This is a genomic window from Alteribacter populi (assembly GCF_002352765.1).
Lineage (GTDB): Bacteria > Bacillota > Bacilli > Bacillales > Salisediminibacteriaceae > Alteribacter > Alteribacter populi.
The window spans coordinates 515,331-535,893 of record NZ_KZ293963.1; the positions used below are offsets into that span (position 1 = coordinate 515,331).

General features: G+C 37.6%; 19 protein-coding genes. 10 read left to right on the forward strand and 9 right to left on the reverse strand.

Annotated elements, in window-relative coordinates; all coding sequences use genetic code 11:
- Window positions 1-142 precede the first annotated feature (142 nt).
- Entirely contained in the window at window positions 143-3,091 is a 2,949-nt protein-coding gene (locus tag CDZ94_RS02610) for a PD-(D/E)XK nuclease family protein (protein ID WP_096434978.1), read from the forward strand.
- A complete protein-coding gene (locus CDZ94_RS02615; RefSeq protein WP_198546693.1) occupies window positions 3,084-6,278 on the forward strand; it encodes a UvrD-helicase domain-containing protein in 3,195 nt (1,064 codons plus the stop codon). The genes CDZ94_RS02610 and CDZ94_RS02615 overlap by 8 nt, the downstream gene beginning before the upstream one ends.
- 125 nt (window positions 6,279-6,403) lie before the next feature.
- Here CDZ94_RS02615 and CDZ94_RS02620 read toward each other — a convergent pair whose 3' ends face one another.
- On the reverse strand, window positions 6,404-7,498 hold the full coding sequence (locus CDZ94_RS02620; RefSeq protein ID WP_096434980.1) for an SDR family oxidoreductase: 1,095 nt from the start codon (window positions 7,496-7,498) through the stop codon (window positions 6,404-6,406).
- 223 nt (window positions 7,499-7,721) lie between these two features.
- Here CDZ94_RS02620 and CDZ94_RS02625 point away from each other — a divergent pair, with 223 nt between their 5' ends.
- The 4 genes from CDZ94_RS02625 (at window position 7,722) to CDZ94_RS02635 (ending at window position 10,777) form a co-directional block, all read left to right on the forward strand.
- Window positions 7,722-9,008 (forward strand): helix-turn-helix transcriptional regulator, encoded by a 1,287-nt coding sequence (locus CDZ94_RS02625; protein WP_096434981.1) that lies wholly within the window; start codon window positions 7,722-7,724, stop codon window positions 9,006-9,008.
- 1 nt (window position 9,009) lies between these two features.
- Window positions 9,010-9,132 carry a hypothetical protein gene (locus CDZ94_RS21795; protein ID WP_280951818.1) on the forward strand — a complete coding sequence of 41 codons (123 nt, stop codon included), beginning with the start codon at window positions 9,010-9,012 and terminating at the stop codon, window positions 9,130-9,132.
- 130 nt (window positions 9,133-9,262) lie between these two features.
- The gene (locus tag CDZ94_RS02630; protein WP_096434982.1) at window positions 9,263-9,991 is read left to right on the forward strand and encodes a ZIP family metal transporter; all 729 of its coding nucleotides are present in this window, start codon (window positions 9,263-9,265) and stop codon (window positions 9,989-9,991) included.
- A 120-nt stretch (window positions 9,992-10,111) separates the two neighbouring features.
- Complete coding sequence (locus CDZ94_RS02635) at window positions 10,112-10,777, forward strand: TVP38/TMEM64 family protein (RefSeq protein ID WP_096434983.1); 666 nt, start codon at window positions 10,112-10,114, stop codon at window positions 10,775-10,777.
- A gap of 36 nt (window positions 10,778-10,813) precedes the next feature.
- On the opposite strand, the gene CDZ94_RS02640 is transcribed toward CDZ94_RS02635, so the two are convergent.
- The 3 genes from CDZ94_RS02640 to rarD all read right to left on the reverse strand — a co-directional run bounded on the left by CDZ94_RS02640 (window position 10,814) and on the right by rarD (window position 12,472).
- Window positions 10,814-10,996 carry an H-type small acid-soluble spore protein gene (locus tag CDZ94_RS02640; RefSeq protein ID WP_096434984.1) on the reverse strand — a complete coding sequence of 61 codons (183 nt, stop codon included), beginning with the start codon at window positions 10,994-10,996 and terminating at the stop codon, window positions 10,814-10,816.
- A 171-nt stretch (window positions 10,997-11,167) separates the two neighbouring features.
- Complete coding sequence (locus CDZ94_RS02645; protein WP_096434985.1) at window positions 11,168-11,491, reverse strand: hypothetical protein; 324 nt, start codon at window positions 11,489-11,491, stop codon at window positions 11,168-11,170.
- Window positions 11,492-11,503: 12 nt separating this feature from the next.
- A complete protein-coding gene (gene rarD / locus CDZ94_RS02650; RefSeq protein ID WP_096434986.1) occupies window positions 11,504-12,472 on the reverse strand; it encodes an EamA family transporter RarD in 969 nt (322 codons plus the stop codon).
- A 209-nt stretch (window positions 12,473-12,681) separates the two neighbouring features.
- Between rarD and CDZ94_RS02655 the strand changes: the two genes are divergently transcribed.
- Together CDZ94_RS02655 and CDZ94_RS02660 are read left to right on the forward strand one after the other, a co-directional pair.
- Window positions 12,682-13,371, forward strand: coding sequence for a SatD family protein (locus CDZ94_RS02655; protein WP_157911689.1), 690 nt, complete (start codon window positions 12,682-12,684; stop codon window positions 13,369-13,371).
- A gap of 2 nt (window positions 13,372-13,373) precedes the next feature.
- Window positions 13,374-14,249 carry a DUF3307 domain-containing protein gene (locus CDZ94_RS02660; RefSeq protein WP_157811984.1) on the forward strand — a complete coding sequence of 292 codons (876 nt, stop codon included), beginning with the start codon at window positions 13,374-13,376 and terminating at the stop codon, window positions 14,247-14,249.
- 60 nt (window positions 14,250-14,309) lie between these two features.
- Here CDZ94_RS02660 and CDZ94_RS02665 read toward each other — a convergent pair whose 3' ends face one another.
- The 3 genes from CDZ94_RS02665 to CDZ94_RS02675 are packed head-to-tail and all read right to left on the reverse strand — an operon-like array spanning window position 14,310 to window position 15,304.
- Window positions 14,310-14,588 (reverse strand): hypothetical protein, encoded by a 279-nt coding sequence (locus tag CDZ94_RS02665; protein WP_096434989.1) that lies wholly within the window; start codon window positions 14,586-14,588, stop codon window positions 14,310-14,312.
- Entirely contained in the window at window positions 14,588-14,995 is a 408-nt protein-coding gene (locus CDZ94_RS02670; protein ID WP_096434990.1) for a phosphotransferase enzyme family protein, read from the reverse strand. The genes CDZ94_RS02665 and CDZ94_RS02670 overlap by 1 nt, the downstream gene beginning before the upstream one ends.
- A gap of 48 nt (window positions 14,996-15,043) precedes the next feature.
- Window positions 15,044-15,304, reverse strand: coding sequence for an aminoglycoside phosphotransferase/kinase family protein (locus CDZ94_RS02675; RefSeq protein ID WP_096434991.1), 261 nt, complete (start codon window positions 15,302-15,304; stop codon window positions 15,044-15,046).
- A gap of 320 nt (window positions 15,305-15,624) precedes the next feature.
- On the opposite strand from CDZ94_RS02675, the gene CDZ94_RS02680 reads away from it, so the two are divergent.
- A complete protein-coding gene (locus CDZ94_RS02680; protein WP_096434992.1) occupies window positions 15,625-16,104 on the forward strand; it encodes a DinB family protein in 480 nt (159 codons plus the stop codon).
- Window positions 16,105-16,474: 370 nt separating this feature from the next.
- On the opposite strand, the gene CDZ94_RS02685 is transcribed toward CDZ94_RS02680, so the two are convergent.
- Window positions 16,475-18,070: an ABC-F family ATP-binding cassette domain-containing protein gene (locus CDZ94_RS02685; protein ID WP_096434993.1), complete on the reverse strand. Its 1,596-nt coding sequence runs from the start codon at window positions 18,068-18,070 to the stop codon at window positions 16,475-16,477.
- Between the two features lie 737 nt (window positions 18,071-18,807).
- Here CDZ94_RS02685 and coaA point away from each other — a divergent pair.
- The gene (gene coaA / locus CDZ94_RS02690) at window positions 18,808-19,764 is read left to right on the forward strand and encodes a type I pantothenate kinase (protein WP_096434994.1); all 957 of its coding nucleotides are present in this window, start codon (window positions 18,808-18,810) and stop codon (window positions 19,762-19,764) included.
- 78 nt (window positions 19,765-19,842) lie between these two features.
- Here coaA and CDZ94_RS02695 read toward each other — a convergent pair whose 3' ends face one another.
- On the reverse strand, window positions 19,843-20,211 hold the full coding sequence (locus CDZ94_RS02695; RefSeq protein WP_096434995.1) for a VOC family protein: 369 nt from the start codon (window positions 20,209-20,211) through the stop codon (window positions 19,843-19,845).
- Between the last annotated feature and the right edge of the window lie 352 nt (window positions 20,212-20,563).

Genomic DNA, 20,563 nt, shown 5'->3' on the forward strand with positions numbered 1-20,563 from the left:
TTTAGTGAAGATATAGCTATTAATTGCAATCTTAAAGAAAAATATAGATGTTCCTTCCTTTAGGTACCTATGCTATGATAAGGATAAGAACATATGATCGTATGCTGAGGAAAATAAAAAATGAGATACAGGGGGAGTTTACGTGTCACCTGAATTTTTGGCTTCTTTAAAACAAATAGTGAAGAAACATCCTCTTGAAGAAAAGGTTTTTGTCGTTCCTTCAAAGCGAGATGGTAGGTTGGCTTCTCAAGCATTAGCTAAATCTTCTGTTTCGGTTGTTAATGTACATAGCAAAACGATCGATGATCTTGCGAAAGACTGTACTCAGTGGCAGCTTGTAAGAGAAGGGAAAAATGAATTACCGCATGAAGCCGGAAGACAGCTAATTCATCAATTGATGAAAGACATGCAAGCAAAAAATGAATTTCTTTATTTCACGACAGTAAAATTGAATCCTGCATTGAGTGAAGCTGTTTACCGAGCGATAATTGATATAAAAATGGCAGGTGTCGATTTAGCAGAACTAAACCCAGCTCTATTTCAGAAAAAAGAAAAGGGGATAGACTTGCTGACGATCTTCAAAAGATACGAGGAAATTCGGCAAGCCAGAGGACTATTTGATCGTGCTGACCTGATTAGTATTGCAATCGATTCAGGTGAAAAAGCAAAGCGAAGTCAGGTTTTTGTACTTTTCCCGCATGATGCATATCATCCAATAATCTCAGCATTTTTATCTGAATTCACCGAATCAGCAACAGTCTACACGCCAAATTTTAGTCAAATAAAATATGTTGAGCAAAATAAGCAACTCCTAGTCAACGAGGAAATACAGGAGACAGAAACGTTAGAGAGTAAAGTAAAAAGCGAACAAAATAAAATCGATTTGAACGTCTCTTTCAGTCCCGAGGAAGAACTAAATCACGTTCTCTCCTGTTTAAAGAAACATAACATCCCGCTTGATCAGGCTGTTATACAATACCCAACGGGGAACCCATATCGAAACCTACTTTATCAATTGAGGAGCAAAGAGTCAGTTCCGATGACATTCTCTGAAGGGATACCATTGTTCTACCAACCTTCAGGAAAGGCTCTTTTAGCCTACTTGGAATGGATGAAGTCTGATTTTCATATTCAAGGACTTGAGAAGATCATTAATGAACGTTTGCTTATTGAACCAGAGGGGGTATCTGTCCCTCAAGCACTAAAAAAACTAAAGAAGCTTGGTGTTAATCAAGGGGTAACGGCGTATAAAAATGCAATTGAAGAGTTAGAGAAAAAAGGTGAAATGCCGCAATTTTCCAAATGGCTTCAGTCACTACTCGCTGTTTTACCGTTTAATTATCGCTTTGAGACTGTTTTATATTCTGAGTTCTTACAATCAATAGCATCATTTCTCCAAATATGGGTCCGTCCAACTCAATCAGAGGATGAATCTGCTAAGGCTCACGTTTTGGCGACAATTGATCAGTTAAAACCTTTTGTAGATGGAGAAATGAAAAGCATGGATGCGGTTGGAAACGCTGAGTATTGGTTTTCGCAAATGCAGGTTGTCTCATCTATGCCAAAACCCGGCCACCTTCACGTCACCCCAACGCGGACTGGGCTTTACTATGATTATAACTATGTATTTGTAGTTGGAATGAGTAATCAAAATGTCCCTGGTAGTCATAAAGAAGACCCGGTATTATTAGATGAAGAACGTGTAAACATTCACAAAGATATGATGACATCAAAGGAACACATGAAAAGAGCTTCCTGGAAAACGGCAAACTTAATTGGGACACTTCAAGGCAAACGAATTTACAGCTATCCATATATGGATATTACAAATAACCGAAAATCAGCACCCGCTTATGGGTTTATTCAGCTCTACCGTTGGACGACAGGACATTCGGATGCAACAGGGGAAGAAGTGGAAACGACCTTAGCTGCGAACCTTACTTTTATTAACAAAGATAGTCAGGCAATTAACCGGAAGTCCTGGTGGGTTCACCAGTTATGGGAAAATAAGTGCTTAGAAAAACCTTTTTATGAAAAAGAAATTTTTCAACATCTTCTGCAAGGACGTGAAGCGCGTCATGCACGCAGCGGAGATCAATTTACGAATTACGATGGTTTAATTGGGTATACTTCGGATCATTTTGATCCACGTGAAAACAGCCAGGTTGTGATGAGTGCAAGTAAATTAGAAAATTTAGCGACGTGTCCTTATCGTTATTTTCTTAAGGATGTACTTGAAATCGAGCCAGAAGAAGACGATGAAGAAGATCGTTACCGTTGGTTAGATCCAGCAACAAAAGGTACATTACTTCATGGGATTTTTGAACGTTTTTATCAGGAACTGTATGACCAGGGAAAAACGGCTGAACTTGCCGGTGGGCTTGAATGGATCACGCAAATTGCAGAGGAAGGGTTAGCGCAAACAAAAAAGCTCCTCCCTCCTCCAAATGAGGTCATTTATGAGTTGGAAAGTCAGGAAATATTAGACGCGTGCTTTATTTTCTTAAAATTAGAAGAAGAGTTTACGATTGATCGAAAACCGATTGGATTTGAATACGCATTCGGTTTTAGAGGTCAGGAAAGTATCAGCATTCCTCTTAAAGAAGGAAAGAACATGCGATTAATGGGGAAAATTGACCGCGTTGATCAACTATCGGATGGGTCATTCGGAATGGTTGATTATAAAAGTGGTAGCGATTTTGGCTATGATGAAGATACCTTTTTTAATGGAGGCCGGAAGCTTCAGCATAGTCTGTATGCATTAGCGTTTGAAATGTTAAATGAAACGGAAACGAAACGAGTATCTGAATCCCATTATCTATTTCCAACGAAAAAAGGAGAGGGTAAAAAAGTATCCCGTCCTTTTAACGAACAAAGAAAAGAGGAACTGTTGAAGGTTGTCGATCATTTATGTTCAATGATAAAAATGGGTGAATTTCCTTTCACAGATGACGAAAATGACTGTAAATTTTGTGATTTTAAAGCGGTTTGTATGAGACATGGGTATGACGAATCGCACGTTCAAACAAAAATTGCGAAAGATACCACGACTGGAACGAGGTTACTTAGGGAGGTGCGTCAGTTTGACTAAACTTATCGACCAAAGGCAGCGAGACTTAATTAATGACGACTTGCAACGAAATTTTTTAGTAGAAGCTGGTGCGGGCTCTGGAAAAACGCGTAGTCTTGTTACTAGGATGACAAATCTCATTTTGTCCGGTAGCTTCCGTATCCATCAAATTGTGGCGATTACCTTTACAAGAAAGGCAGCCGATGAATTAAAGGAGCGCTTCCAAGCCTCTCTTGAAAAGGCGGCGTCAGAGACAAGTGATCCGCTCTTATCAGAACGAGTGGAGCATGCACTTGAACAATTTGACCAATGTTTCTTAGGGACTGTCCATGCGTTTTGTTCAAAGCTTTTAAGAGAACGTCCAGTTGAGGCTGGGTTAGACTTTGATTTTACCGAATTAGATGACCAGGAAGATGAACAATTGCTAGACCAAGCTTGGGAGCGGTACTTAGTCAATTCTCGGGTGAAGGAGCCCAAAAAACTTGCGGAATTTCAAGGTCTAGGTATTGATATTACAGAGCTAAGAAGTGCAATGAAAACAGTGAAAGAATATGAAGATGTTCATTGGTTTACAAGTTCTGTAGAAAAACCTAACGTCGATCCGATTTTCAACGAGCTGTTCTCCTTTGTTGAATACGCAAAATTTTCGTTGCCAAAAGTAAAGCCGCAGAAGGGATACGACCAGTTACAAGATAAATTGATGAAAGCAATCCGTCACCTTCAATACTTTGACATGAATCAAAATAGGACAAAAATCGCGTTAATTAAACTGTTCGACAGCAAACCAAAAGTGACTCAAAATCGATGGGAATCAAAAGAGGAAGCAAAGGATGTATTAGAAAAAGCGCTTGCCTTTCATGAGAATGCAAAAGCGTTTATCCAATCCTGGCAAGAGTACTGTCACAGTAAAATTGTCCCGTTCTTACGTCCTGCACTAGCAGAGTATAAACAAATAAAAGCAGAACGGTCTCTACTAAACTTTCAAGATATGCTTTTGCTAACTGCACAACTATTACGGGAACAACCGGAAACAAGACACTATTTTCAGGAGAAGTACCGTTGTTTACTCGTGGATGAATTTCAAGATACCGATCCTGTACAAGCAGAAATGATGCTCCTGTTAACGGGAGAGCAGCTACATGAAAATGACTGGACGAAGCAAGCACCAAAACCAGGATCTCTGTTTGTAGTTGGAGATCCTAAACAATCGATTTACCGCTTTAGAAGGGCAGATATTGATATTTACCAGAAAGTCAAAAAAATCATCTCCGAAACTGGAGGAGAAACACTCGATCTTGTGATGAACTTTAGAACGACAAGCCGAATTACAGAGCGGATTAATCCTGTGTTTGAACAAGCCTTTCCTCCAGAAGAAGACACCTACCAAGCGGCTTATAGGCCACTGACCGCTCATAAGTTAGCTGAGAAGGATGAAGAGTTAAAAGGAGTTTATCAACTAACCGTACCTGATGGCAAAAAGGATGAGGTAGTTGAAACAGAAGCACATCAAATTGCATCCTATATTCGTCATTGTGTCGACGAAGGGAAAGCGAAGCCAAGTGATTTTATGATTCTCACTCGGTACAATGAAGGGGTTTCTCACTATACTAAAGTATTGCAAAACTATCACATCCCGGTAATGACGTCAGGTGAGTATACCCTTAAAGGTGAACAGTGGATGCTTAGCCTTGCACATCTTCTTATGTACATTGCTAACCCATCCAGTTCCTTTTACTTTAGTGCGGTTCTTCGCGGCCCTTTTTTCGGTGTTAGTGACGATGCCTTGTTCAGGTATAAAAACGATGGCGGAGAATTTCAAGCCTTCTCAAAAATACCTGAAACATTAAACGAAAATGACCGAAAAATGATTTTGCCTGCTTTCCAAAAAATCCGTGAATATTTGAGATGGGCGAAAGTCCTGCTTCCAAGTACAGTAATAGAATCGATTGCAGAAGACCTAGGTTTTCACGCGAGTCACGTCATGGAAGAAACTAATAGACGTGAAGCTGTACATTATTATCAAATGGTTAGTAAAATTCGCGATTTTGAAAATAAAGGATTAACGATGTTTGGCGATTGCGCGAGACATTTTTATCAATTAGTTACCGATGCATATCATGAGGAAGTTCTCCTTCCTGAGGATCATCAAGCAGTCAGGGTTATGAACGTGCATAAATCTAAAGGCTTAGAAGCTCCGATTGTCTTTTTGGCACATCCTAAAAAATGGACGGATGCAGGCAAGCACGTAGATAAACACATTCAACGCTCAGAAGAAGAATCTCTTGGATATTTTACCTTTTCCAAACCGGCCGGCCTGTTTCATAAAGAGGTTCTTGCTCAGCCGGTTGGTTGGGAAGATAAAAAAGCCGAAGAGACGACTTATTTGAAAGCCGAAGAAGACCGGTTACTTTATGTAGCGGCGACGAGAGCTGAAGAGATGTTAATTATTAGTGCTGTTGATAGTGGCAAAAATAAAACAAACCCGTGGTCACCTTTACTAGAAGGGGTTGAAAGTTTGGGTGAAGTATTCGTTCCTGAGAGTGTTCGTCAGGTGAATACACAAAGCCAAAGCTCTCCTATCTCGTTTCATGAATACGAATTATTTGAAAAGGAGCGCGATGAGTGGATCGAGTCGAGAAGTATGGAAACTTATCGTCTGATAACGCCTTCTAATAAGGAAGAAGAGACGGATGTAATCACCTTAGAAAGAGTGTCTGGGGGAGGCAAAGAGTGGGGTACATTCATCCATGTTCTTTTTGAAGAGCTTATCAAATCACCGCAAACAATTAATGAAAAAATTCCTTTTCTTATGCTTCAAAACAATATTTCTGAAGATCGACAAGAAGAGGCTCGCTTAGTACTGAACTCCTTTATCCAGACTAAAACCTATCAACGAATTGTTAATTCAGACCAGGTATTGACTGAGGTTCCATTTACATTTAAAGCAGAAAAAGGAGCGCCATTTCACCCTGGGAATTTCGAAGGTTATGTCTATGTCAATGGAATTATTGACTTAGTTTTAAAAGAAGGTGAAGAGTGGGTGATCATTGATTTTAAAACAGACCACCTAAAAAATGATGAGGAGATCCAAAAATTACGGGAATACTACGAAAAGCAACTAGATGTTTACGTGAAGTCGTGGGAATTTTTTACGGGGGGACGAGTGAAAGAAGCCACGTTACACTTCACCAATCACCCTGAGCTCTAGGATCACTTGGGGTCTTTCTAAAGAACTTGATAAGCCCGCTATGAAGTCTTATAGCGGGCACTTAAAAAGAATTTACTAAGATTACTCACAAACGCTCACGGTAAGCGCTGGGATATTTTCAGCTATTAATTAATTTTAACTTTTTTTTGAGGATCAGCTTTAAATTGTTTGAAATAAGAAACCATCGAGGGCAACGTTTCTTTAAAGCTTGGTACATGTATCCCTGTAGGTTCTAGGTCCTTTTCAGCTTGACTTGTGTCATAAATTGCATTGTACGTAAAATAAGCAAGGGATTCTTTCTCTACACCGAGCCATTGCCTCATTTTTTTATAACGAAGAAAATAGGTAGCTGACTGTAATGGAACGGTACCAATAGGTTGTTTACCTAAGTATTCTTCCATCAAAAGCCGATACACTTCTTTCATCCTTAGTGGAGAAGGATCGGTTAAATGATACGTTTTTCCTATACTTGCACTGATGTGACTTAAGTAGGTAGTTGCTTTAATTACATAATCCACTGGAACGAAATTACCATCCACATTACCAGCTCCTAAATAGGGAATAACCGGTAAAAAGCCAAGCCGATCAAAAAAATTCAGCATAAAATAGGGGCCGTCAAATTTAATTGTTTCCCCTGTGGCTGAATGTCCTCTTACGATACCTGGACGAATAATGGTAGTGGGAATCTGGCTTGTATAGCTACTTACGACCTTTTCAGCGATAAATTTTGTTTCTTCATAATGATTTTTAAAAGATTGACCTTTATCTAGTTCTTTTTCATATATCCGACCTTCTCGCTTGCCAGATACATAGGCTGTGCTAAAATAAACATATCGTTCCAAATGTGGGAGAGTTGCTGTCCATCTGCTAACATGTTTAGTACCCTTAACATTGACAGTCTCAGCTGCCGTGCGATCTACAGCTAAATCATATAAAGCTGCTAGATGATAAACATAGTTTACTTCGGTAGTTAGCTGTTTCAGTTTTTCATCTTGTAAACCTAAGGAGGGTTTTGTAATATCGCCTACTATTAAATGAAATCTTCCTTTTTGCTCGGGAAACTTTATTTCTAATTTCTCCACTTCTAACCGTGCTGTTTGTAGTTGAGGTTCAAGCACAAGGAAATACATAGAAGTAATATTCTGAATCTCCTGAACAATCTCTTTTACAAGTTCACGAGCAATGAATCCAGGAAATCCAGTGAAAAAAAATGTACTCATAGACAACCTCCTTTATATTCTAGGGTACCATATCAACCTAATCCGACAAATGCAAGAGCAACCTATCTAGTAAAATAGGATTAATTTTCTTGGTGAATAGGAGTGAATCTAAAATGATAATGAAAAAACATAGGTATTTATTACCTAATTTATTATTTTATACTAGTTGTTTGGGAATTATGTTGTATAATGTTCTTAACTATCTAAATATTCAGGTGGTAAAATGATCGGAGACAGAATAAAAGAACTCAGAATAGAAAAAGACCTTAGTGTCGAAGAATTAGCAGATGGGATACTTTCTCCAAAATACATACAAGATATTGAACATAATATCCGACACATTCCCGACGACATTCTGCCTGAACTAGCATCCAGACTCGGAACATCCGTTGATTCGTTACTAGGAATTGAAAAGGAAACAAACATAAGGAAAGCGAATGAACTGCTGGACTCAGCACTTCGTTATACCTACCGTGACTTATTAGATCTTGCTAAAGACAATATTTTACAGGCAAAAGGGTTAGAAGCAGATTTTTCAAAAGAACTGAGAGTAAAGTTATCATTAGTAGAGTGCTTAACTTTAATTAAAGAAGAAGAAATTGATGACGCTTATAATTTAATTCAATCATTAGACTCTGTTGATGTAGAAAGGTATAATGATCTTTATTTTATTTATCTTCGAATTTATGGTGTTATACATTTTTACAGAGAAGAGTTTTGGAAAGCGATTATGAGTTTCCATCAAGCGATTAACGTAAAAGTGAATTTCGAGAAACATCCTTTTGAGGTTGGGGTTTCTTACTTTAATTTAGGAATGACCTATGCTTACATTGGTAATTTAAGCTGGGGAGAACAACACCTTAAAAAAGCAGAAAGTATATTCCAAGACATCGGGGAAATCAAACAGCTAACGGATACGTACATAAATTTAGGAAATATTTATTATCGTCGTAGAGATTATGAGGATGCGCTCGATATATATAAGAAGGCCCAAAATCTCCTTATATATAACAGTGATTTAAGAACATCTTCATTTATATTTAATAATATTGGTCTAGTATATTTAGAACTTAAGAATTTTAAAAAAGCGATAGAGTATGGTACGAGATCATTATCACTTAAAAAAAAGTTAAATAGCTTTCCCACGGACATTATGAATACATTGGAAATATTAACTAAATCCCATTTGTATTCAAATGAAAAGGAAATGGCAGAATTCTATATTAAAGAGATTCAATCCTACTTACCAAAAGTAACTACATCTATGACTAAAGGCCATAGCTATGCAACTATTGCTTCTTATTACAAAACTATTGGTAATACGGCAAAATATATTGAGTTTTTAAATGGATCAATTGATACTTTTATTAATGCGGAGTTACTATATTATGCCGCAAAATATGCCTATGAATTAGGGAAAGAAACTGGTAACCAAGAATTAATTTGTAAATCAGCTAGTTTGTTCTATCAATACCACCATAAATTAGAAAACAAAGAAGGAGGAAATTAAAATGAAAAAGTTAGTTGTATTTTCTTTAGTAGCAGTAGCACTAGTAGTAGGTGGAGCTGAATTAATCCAAGTCGCAAGTGATCCTGACTGGGTAAGACCAACTTCTACTGGAAATTTAGTGTAACATTGGATAAAAAGGATGAGCTAACCGCTCATCCTTTTTAATTTCATCATTTTTTCTGATTGTCGTTGTATACTAGTTTTGAATGGTATAAATTGAGTTTTTAATATTTTAGAAGCACAGGTGAAATGACATGACGGAGTTTTTGATTGGCAGTGCTATTGCAGCGGGTGCGACAGGTGTTGGTGCTTTACCGGCTTTAATTTTTCGGAAGGGAACTCATCGATTTCGAGATGTACTGCTGGCTTTTTGTGCTGGTGTGATGATGGCTGCTTCTGCGTTTGAACTTATTCCTCAAGCATTACTTCTTTCGGATTTTATCATGGTAGCACTTGGTTTGATGGCAGGGGTTTGTACTTTAACATTGCTGGAAAGAACAATTCCTCATCATCATCTAGAACACAATTTGTATGGTATTAAAGTGGACAAGAAGGCTATGCTGATCGTTGCAGCAATTTCCTTACACAATTTGCCGGAGGGGCTTTCGGTAGGAGTAAGTTATGGAAGTGACATTGAAGGGTTAGGTCCATTGATTGCGGTGGCGATTGGCCTACAAAATATGCCGGAAGGATTTTTAGTCGCGTTATTTCTTATTCAACAACGTGTTCGGTTATGGTTCGCGTTTTCTATTGCGTTGTTAACAGGGTTGGTAGAATTTTTTGCATCAATAGTTGGATATTTTTTAACTAATCTCGTAATTGGTATCGTGCCATTCGGGCTCGCTTTTGCAGCTGGTTCAATGCTATACATCGTTTACAAAGAACTTATCCCAGAAAGTCATGGAGATGGGCACGCCTTAAGTGCAACTTATTCATTTGTATTGGGACTTATCGGGATGCTTTGTTTAACAACGTGGTTTTAAGGTTTCTTTCCCTTATGAATTTCGAGGAGTGGACAAAAGGTGAAATGGGTATAAGAATGGTATAGTAAAGTAAATAACCTAAAACAATAAAAGACAGCTACTTTCTCAAAGGGGTTTACTATGTGGAAAAAAATGTTCGTGCGAGTTCTTATATTAGGTATCGTTATCTATTTGTTATATTCGTTGAATCAAGTTTTCTTTCAAGTTGATCCTGAAAAAATAAGGGAATGGATTTTAACTTTCGGTTGGCTAGCTCCGATATTATTCATTGTTATTTTTACTCTGAGACCGCTTACACTGTTTCCGGCTTCGGTGTTGGCAGTAGCTGGAGGGCTTTCATTCGGTCCAGTTTTTGGTCCTGTTTTTACATATATAGGATCATTGTTAGGCGCAACGGTTGCTTTTTGGGTTTCTCGTAAGCTGGGGAAAAAAATTGCGAATCGTCAATGGAAGGGGAGAGCGGAGGCCCTTCAAGCTCGTGTGGAAAAACATGGTTTTTTCTATGTTATCGTCCTTAGAGTTCTCCCGATTATAAACTTTGACTTAGTTAGTTATTTATCCGGCCTATCTCGACTCAGGTTTAATACCTATATTGGGGCGACAATGATTGGGATTATCCCAGGTACGCTAGCATTCACATTTTTAGGTGCCAGCTTTGTAGAAGGGGACTGGAGAATGATTATCGTTACCATAATCACTTTTCTTTTTGCTTTTTCAATCCCAGTTTATGTTCGTGGTAAACTAAATAAAAAAGATATTGAGTTGGATCCAATAACAGAAAAATAAGCGGGATGAGAGCTGTTTTGCCTCTCATCCCGCTTATTAGTGTTGCTCGCGTAATTGATCAAGAGGAACCGTCATTTCGTCATTAGGATCCGTAGCAGGAAATATTCTTGCCGTGTTGAGCTCTTCATTTACACGTTGTATCCAAATCCTTGTACCATTAAAATAAACCAAATGTTCTTTCGCTGATTCTATAATCTCTTGCGCTCTCATAGCATCCATCTTTATACCTCCATCTGTATTTTCTTCTTTTAATATCCAGCATTTGTACTTTGTTTATACATGTGTCTATAGTCATTTAGCAGGATGGAGATATCTTTTTTGTGGTATAATGAGAACAAACGTTCCTTTTGGGTTGGGATAATAAGCCACTGAATGAACCTTCAGTGACTTCTATTTTTGATTCATGAGTTTGTAGCTGATACAGACACCAACGAGTAAGGTTGTGAAAAGTAATGAAATCCATATCCATTTCGATGGGGAGCCTGATTCAAGAATAGGAAGCAAAATGATCAGGCTTATGTTGATAACAACAAGTCGGATTAACCATTCTTTTGTAATTGAAGTTAAAAACAGAACAAAAGCAACGAGAGAGGTTGAGAATATGATAACAGTCGTTATAAAGTATGGATACGAGCCTATTCCTTCGATTGAAAACAATAACACACCCAACGCTGCTAAGAATAAACAAGAAAATACAATTCGGTCTAAGATCAATGCTACTTCCCCCTAAGAGCTGGATGAGTCGTCTGTTCCAACAGGTGTTTTTCTTTTCTGAGGCTCTAGCTTTCTTAACCAAGATGTTTTGGAGAAGGAATATATAACTAATGCGAGCCAAATCAAACTAAAAGAAATGAAGTGAATGAGGCTAAATAATTCTCCGTAAGAAAAGACGCCTAAGAATAACATAATTGTCGGAGCGATGTATTGCAAAAAACCAATCATAGAGAGCGGGATTTTTCTTGCACCAATACCAAACAAGAGTAATGGGACGGCTGTAACTGCACCAGCTCCAATTAATAATGGGAATGTGGAAAAATCACTTTCAAAATAAAAAAGCGAAGTCATATTTGAGTGAGTGATGAAAAGAAAAACGATTGCTACGGGTGTTAAAATAAATGTTTCTATCGTTAATCCCGTAAACGCTCCAATTTGAGTGAGTTTTTTAACCAGACCGTAAAAGGCAAAGCTAAATGCTAAAATAAGCCCAACTACGGGAACAGTTCCAAAGGATAAAGTTAAGGAAAGGACTCCAATAAGGGCGATAATAAAAGATACTTTTTGCCAATAACTGACTTTTTCCTTTAAAAAGAGAACACCAAGTAACACGCTCACGAGCGGATTAATGTAGTATCCCAAGCTTGCTTCAATTACACGATCATTCGTTACAGCCCAAATAAAAGAAAACCAATTGATTGAAATGAATAAACTGGCTAAAAAAAGACCTGCTAATATTTTCGGATATGTACGAATATAACGCAAGTCATCTAGTAAGCTCGTACTTTTTCGTAAACTAAACAATACGATCAACATCAATACAAGAGACCAAATGATCCGGTGGGCTAATACTTCACCTGATGGGACATGATCTAGTAGTTTCCAATACATTGGCAGGAAACCCCAAATAGTATAGGCAGCAATGCCTGAGACTATCCCTAATGATACATCTCTTTGAGAGCCACTTTCGTGGTGTGTCATATTCATTTTCCTTTCTTTCAAAACCAGGGGGAGATTAGGGTGTAGATTAAGTTTATATCGTTTGGAAGAGGTTGTAAATATCGAATACTTGATGAAAATAGCCGTCCACGTTATAGTTGATGTAGATACAACAACTTCTTATTAGGTGATATAAAAACATCAACAAATGAATGGTTGATAGAAGTATAAGTCATGGAGGTGAACAGCCGTTGATACCAGCTGTAGGGTTTGCTCTTGACGTAAAACGCTCGTCTGTAGTTGAAAAACAATTACTTACAAACACACTATTGGACTGTAAGGAAAAACTGAATGATCGTTACATGCCGTCATTGATTGTTCCATTTGATATTCGAAAAGGGGACGAGCTCATCGGAGTAATCAATCAATTCTCCGATACACGTGAGTTAATAGAATTAGTATATGAGATATTTTCGGCTGCAGAGCTACATTATTATCTAGGAATCGGAGTGGGGTTTCTTGAAAATAACGAAACGTCCATTCATACAGCTAACGGCAGTGCGGTTCTTAATGCATTGTCTGCTAGAGACGAAGAGTTAAAAAACAAAGGAGATGCCGGGAAGGTCTGGCAGAAGATTGATAATGAGGTGTTCTTTTCTTCTAAACAGATCCCTTCCTCTGCATTGAACAGTCTGTACTTGACTATTTTAGATAAAAAGTCTCAATGGACAAAGAAACAGCAAGATGTTATTTCATTTGTGGAAAGAAATCCTGACTGGACATTCGAAAAGATTGGACAAGAGTTAGGGTACAAGTCACCAAAATCGACCGTTAGTTACTTGTTAGCAAGATCTCAATACCTTAGAGTAAAAACAATGGAAAACAGTTTTGATGAACTGATGGTATTTTTTGAAACGTCATTAAAAAATGGAGGTGAATAATATTGTGGCTATGGCTATTATTTGGACATTTACTTAGTGATTTTATTTTTCAAAATCGTCGAATGATTGATTTAAAAACTAGACATTTAACAAAAGGATTACTAGCACATTGTTTTATTCACTTACTCGTATACGTAGTATTACTATCCTTTTACTGGCTGCTTTTTGGTGGTTCAATATTGATGATGTTGTTGGCTGTTGTCCTCATCACGATCACGCATTTTTTTGTTGATTATGCCAAAATTAAAAGTATTAGACGGATTCGATCAACGTTGGGACAAACGTTATTATTTGTTACCGACCAAATGATTCATATCTTTGCCATTGTAGTCGTACTTCATTTTCTCACTTTAGAGCCATTTTCAATGACGTCCATCTATAATGGTTTCGTCTCACTTATAAACGGTACAATTATTTGGAATGAGATGGAACGAGGCCTTGCACTTGGTTGTATTTTCATTCTTGTGACATTCGGCGCGGGTTACTTTTTGGGCATTTTACTAAAGGATTTTACCCCAAAAGATGATATTCAAAAGGATCATTACACAATTGCGAATGAAAAAACTGAAGTGCGAACGAGAATGCTTCCTAATGGGGAACGGGAATCTGAAATGATGACAGTAAAAACCGAACATTTATATCGAGACTCCCCGCAAAAAATAGGCAGGTATATTGGCATGCTTGAGCGTTTGATGATTGTCGTCTTACTGCTGCTACAACTTCCGCATGGACTAGCTTTTATTGCAGCCCTTAAGTCGCTTACGAGATTTAAACAATTTGATAACAAACAGTTTGCTGAATATTATTTAATTGGAACATTTTCAAGCTCATTAATTGGTCTCATTTTCGGTGTTCTTGCCTTTGCTGTTATACAATGAAACAGGATCTCTCAACAGATTGATGGTTAACCTATTGGGATACCCTCGAACTCTTAAGCTTTAAGGTTTCAAGAAGGTCTCATAATTAAGCATGACAATTGGTACCCCTGCTTGAATGCGTTTTTCCAGGTCATCGAGGAACACTGCCTGGTTTGTACTCAAGTTTTCAACATCCCATTTTTTATGAAGCACCCCAAACAATTCACAGTCGCGTAACATTAAAAAGGTAGGGATATCATATAATTGCTCTTCTGTTAATGAGGATTCAGCTAGATACCCTTTTATAAACGTCTGAAGAAAAGAGTTAGCAATTTCATTTCGGAGTTTGCTTTTCTTCACTACATCGTGTAATAACGGGCAATAGCAATATCACTAATAATATGATGATACGCAGCATCATCAAAATCAAACATATGAAGTGACTTACCATCGAAATGGAAGTTTCCTGAGTGTAGATCAGAATGAATGAGCTGGTATCGATCCCCTGTTTTCGGGAGCAGTTTCACGGTTTCTATAGTATGTGTTATTTGGTTCATGACGTTTTCATTCTTTTGATGAATGAAAGGAGCATATTGTTTTTCGAATGACTCTGTTAGATCCTCTCGAGGTGTTAGGTGCTCAGGTCGTTGGTATTGTTTCGTAAGTCTATGAAGCTGGCCAATCGCGTTGCTCCAACTGTAAAACAATGTGTGATTGTTAAGTTGTTCATTTATTTTAACCGGTTGCCCTTTTGCTTTTTCAAACATTGTAATATAAAAAGAAGACCCTTCTACTTGGATACATTCGATAAGGTTTCATGAGCGAGAAGGGTGAGCGCTGCACACATTGGCTCCTTGTATTTTTAGAAAATGAATCCAATCGAGTTCACTTTCAATCTCAGCTATACTGCGGTGATTACTGTGTGTGTAGCGTAAAATATACGGTGTATCGATTTTCACTCCTTCAAAAACATAGTTTTCAAAGCTTCCTAATCTTGTTAAGTTCGTTAGTTGAAATCTTGCGGCTCCTTCTTCCTGTACATAAGGTGAAAACAGCTTTTCTACAGCCTTTTCCATTTGCTTACCTCCTGGAATATTTTATTTTCCGATATTCAGCATTTTTTTAGCTCAACTCTTATAATCTTATTTTATAAGGCTGTTCTCGTAATGTTTGTTGCTTTATGAGCGTTTTTCATGAATTGTGGGCAAATAAATATGATTATCGATCACTTGAGTTGAAAACTGTCACACTATTTAAGTCTTTTATAATAGTTTAATTAATAATTACGGTGAAAAATAGTAAAATTTTTGCCCTCAAAAAGCAACAAAAGCAAAGAACCTCTTGTTCGTAATAATACTGCGATTGGATGATGGTATTTATTTTAAAGGAGGATGTTATGAAGCGGTTATTTTATTATAATTGGCAGCGACGACAGGAATGGTTTGACTACTGTAAAGGATTGTCATTTGAGGAGCTTCATAAGGAAAGGACAGGAGGAGTTGGCACAATTCATAAAACACTTTTTCATGTGGTCAAAGTGGAACACGATTGGGTCCTTGTTGATATACTTGGAGCAGAAGAGGTAGATATTCGTTCAGAAGATTATCCGAAGGTTGAAAGCATTGAACAGCTATCAAAAAAATGGTCTCGTAAAATTCAAGCATTTATTAATAATGGGTCCCTTGACAGAGGGTCTCTGCCAATCATGGTCGACAGCGAAAATGGACTAAAGGAAGAGTTTACGTATGGGGAAATTTTGGATCACTTAATTGCTCATGAAATCCATCATATGGGACAGATGTCGGTGTGGTTTCGTGAAATGGGTATAAAACCGCCCTCCGCAAACCTCATCCGCAGGGGATTGTCCTGTGTCTAGGTGAAATAAAACTAAATGGGCTTCCGCATACTGTTGCAGGTAGCCTGATTTAGTAGTTTCAGTTTACATAATAATGATATAGTAAATCTAAATGAGTGTAAACTAACTAGTTAGAGGCGAGTACTGCTAACAATAGTGTTTAAGAGTTGTGAAAGGTTAAAACTTGCTCATTTTCTATAGTAGTGTAAATAAAAAAGGACTGGGCTAATAGGCGTCCAGTCCTCTTTTAGGAGATAAGAATCGAGTGCGTGTTCAAAGCTTCCATGTCTTATCAGACACCACGAGGGATGATAACTAGGTTTAAAGACAATAGTTAGCGTATGGTACGACAGCTATTTTTAGTGGACTTTTTTAACAACTCTTATAGGAATTATTTAGCTGCTTTAAGCTCTACATACTCATCATAGGTAATTTCTTTGTCGAAAACACCTTCGTCCTTAATCTCAATGATGCGATTGGCAATTGACTGATTAAATTGATGGTCATGAGAAGTGAAAATCATCGATCCTTTAAAATTAATCAAGCCATTGTTTAAGGCGGTAATCGACTCTAAATCTAAGTGGTTTGTAGGTTCATCTAAAAGAAGGATGTTCGCGCCGCTCAACATCATCTTTGAAAGCATACAACGAACTTTTTCCCCTCCGGACAGTACGCTTGCTTTCTTTTTCGCTTCCTCACCCGAGAAGAGCATACGTCCTAAGAAACCTCGGATAAACGTTTCTGTTTCATCTTCCGGTGAATATTGGCGCAACCAATCAACAAGTGGAAGATCGTTGCCTTCAAAGTAAGCTGAATTATCTTTTGGGAAGTAAGATTGTGATGTTGTAATGCCCCATTTGAATGTTCCGCTGTCTGGGTCCATTTCACCCATTAAAATTTTCATTAAAGTTGTATTAGCAATTTCGTTTTCACCTACGAGTGCAATTTTATCATCTTTGTTCATAATAAAGCTGACATTATTTAATACTTTTTCTCCATCAATGGTTTTTGTTAAACCTTCCACTTGAAGAACGTCATTACCGATTTCACGCTCGGGTTTGAAGTGGACATATGGATATTTACGGGATGATGGTTTAATGTCATCGAGCTCGATTTTATCTAAAAGTTTTTTACGGGATGTCGCTTGCTTCGATTTCGATGCGTTAGCACTAAAACGGGCAATAAAAGATTGCAACTCTTTTACTTTTTCTTCTTTTTTCTTGTTTTGTTCTTGAGCCATTTTGAGTGCGAGTTGGCTGGATTCATACCAGAAATCATAGTTCCCTACATAAATCTGCAATTTACCAAAATCTAAATCAGCAATATGAGTACACACTTTATTTAAGAAGTGACGGTCGTGGGAAACGACAATGACGGTATTCTCAAAGTTAATCAAAAACTCTTCCAACCATTGAATGGCTTTGATGTCCAAGTGGTTGGTCGGCTCATCGAGTAGTAGTACATCAGGGTTACCAAATAACGCCTGAGCTAAAAGAACTTTTACTTTTTCGCCACCCGTCAGGTCAGCCATTTTTTTCTGATGAAGGTCTTCACCAATGCCAAGACCTCTTAGAAGAAGAGCTGCATCGGATTCAGCTTCCCAACCGTTTAATTCGGCGAATTCACCTTCAAGCTCAGCAGCTTTCATGCCATCCTCATCAGAGAAGTCAGCTTTCATATAGATCTCATCTTTTTCTTTCATAACTTCATATAGGCGGGTATGCCCCATTATGACAACATCGAGAACGGTGTCTTCTTCATATTCGAAGTGGTTCTGTTTAAGAACAGCCATCCGTTGGTTTGGAGGTAGCGATACATCACCAGTTTGTGCTTCAATTTCACCAGATAAAATCTTTAAAAACGTTGATTTACCGGCACCATTTGCACCAATTAATCCATAGCAATTACCGGGAGTGAATTTGATATTTACATCTTCAAAAAGCTTGCGATCACCAAATCGCAAACTTACATTATTTACATTAATCATTTATCTCATCCTTCACAATCAAAGTCTAGAAAAGTATAACATTTTCCTAGATGAAAAGCGATTCTCAAAGCAAAGTAGCTGTTTATTAAGGTGAGACAAAGGAAGAAAAATAGGAGGGATTTTTTATTATAGTACGGACAAATCATTTGTACTTCACTATCATTGAGATAAAAATCTGTCACGTCTCGCTTGCATTAAGCTCAAAAACCAACAATCTTTTAGAAAAGAGCCAAAAAATATGTTAAGATTAAAAAAGTTTACAAAGTAATAGGCTGTTATCATAAATTCTGTTGCTTATAGTGTTTTTTTACGAGATAGGAAAGTTTAGAATGACAGCTACCTTCACGCTGCTCGTCTCATGGGAAAGGCATCCAAAACATGCGGCGGAAGCTAACGCTGTTTTTAATGAAAGACCGCTATGCGGTTTTTCTTAAGAGTTAAGAAATTATAAAAAAATCTACGTTTCGATGTCTAGCTCCAGGCGCCATCGGCTCGTGTCAAATAACCTGCCCGATTAAAAGTAAAAAGCACTTTTTATCGGACAGAACATTTGCATTTCGCCGATAGTCGGGCGCCTTGCGCTTTCTTGTACTTTAAGAAAGTTTAACTTCTCTAAAGGAATAAAGTATAAGCGCAACTAAGGCTTTCGCCATTAAGGCTTGGCGGAAAGCTAAGTTTTCTTTAACAAAAGTAAAGCGCTACCATCTATATAACATTAAGGCAAGGAGTCATTCAACATGATCCAAAACCACCCTGTTCAAAAGCAATATTCACCCTATATTACGCTTAAAAAAGATGAATGGGCAACCTTAAGCCCGGGATCAGTCCAGCCACTATCTGAAGCAGAAATTGAAAAGCTACAGGGCATAAACGAAAACATATCAATGGAAGAAGTTTCGAGTGTTTATCTTCCACTATCAAGGTTGATTAACCTTTATACAACAGCTTCTCAAGACTTACATTCCGTAACGAATTTATTTTTACATAAAAAGACAAGGAAAGTCCCCTACGTTATTGGAATGGCCGGTAGTGTGGCAGTAGGTAAAAGTACAACTGCCCGTCTAATTCAGGCTCTATTAAAGAGATGGCCGAATCATCCGAAAGTTGAATTAGTAACAACAGATGGTTTTCTTTACCCAAACCGTGTTCTTGAAGAAAAAGGGATTATGAATCGTAAAGGGTTCCCAGAGAGCTATGATACATCTAAACTTATCCGCTTTTTAGCTGATTTAAAGTCAGGGGTAGAAAAAGTAACCGCGCCAGTGTATTCACACTTGGTTTACGATATTGTCGATGGTGAAGAACAAACGGTCTATCAACCAGACATTGTCATTGTTGAAGGCATTAACGTCTTACAAGTAACAAATGATGGAAGAGATATTCCGGAAGTTTTCGTATCCGACTTCTTTGATTTTTCAATTTACGTGGATGCCAAGGAAGAAGACATCTTCCATTGGTATATCGATCGATTTAAGACGCTTCGAAATACAGCCTTTAAAAACCCGGCATCATATTTTAAGCGTTATGCCGATTTAACAGATGATGAAGCAAACAAAGTAGCTACGAAGATTTGGAAAGATATTAATGAGGTTAATCTATATAACAACATTCTCCCGACAAAACACCGTGCAGATCTTATTTTACGTAAGGGGAATGATCACAGTGTCGAAAAAGTTCAATTAAGGAAAGTTTAAAAAAATATATATGATAGTTAACAAAACCTAGCAAGGGAATCTGCCCAAGCTAGGTTTTTTAATTTGAGGTTAATGAGGTTAATCGAAAGCTAAAAATTCGATTCGGTTTTCAAATGGATCAGAAACAAAGAATCGTTCTCTCCCTTTGATAGGAGGCTCTTCTTTAATCTCGACATTTTCATTCGTAAGCAAATTCTTTACTTCTTGTAAATCATGCACAATAAACCCGGGATGGGCTTTTTTTGCTGGAATAAATGCCTCTTGAACACCAATATGTAGCTCCTGGGAACCTAATTTAAACCAAACACCACCCCTTTTTCTTAGGTTTTCTGGTTTCGGTATTTCCTCTAAACCGAGAAGTCCATTATAAAAGTGTCGTGCTTCTTCTTCACAATCTTTTGGTGCGGCTAACTGGATATGATCAATTCCTGCCAATAGGTTTGCCATTCCATTTCCCCCTTTTAAAATATGAAAGTGCACCTATTCATTATATCAGAATTTTCCACAATTTTTGCAATAGGGAATCAGTTTCCTTTTGACAGTTTAAACGATCGTTTAAACTGCGAGAAATTTGTATAAAAGGGAATTAGAGTCATTAATCAAGGTGCAAAACAGACAGAGACAATGATTGTCTCTGCCTGTTTTCTTAGTGTGGGAGATATAAGAAAACAGCCCAACCATAAAGCTTCCCCGATAAAAGCAACTAACAATCCGATGCCAACTGTAATGGATATTTTAAATTATCAGGGATTAATTCTATTAACTTCTTTCTAAAATTTAATTTGTAGTAGTATAATTG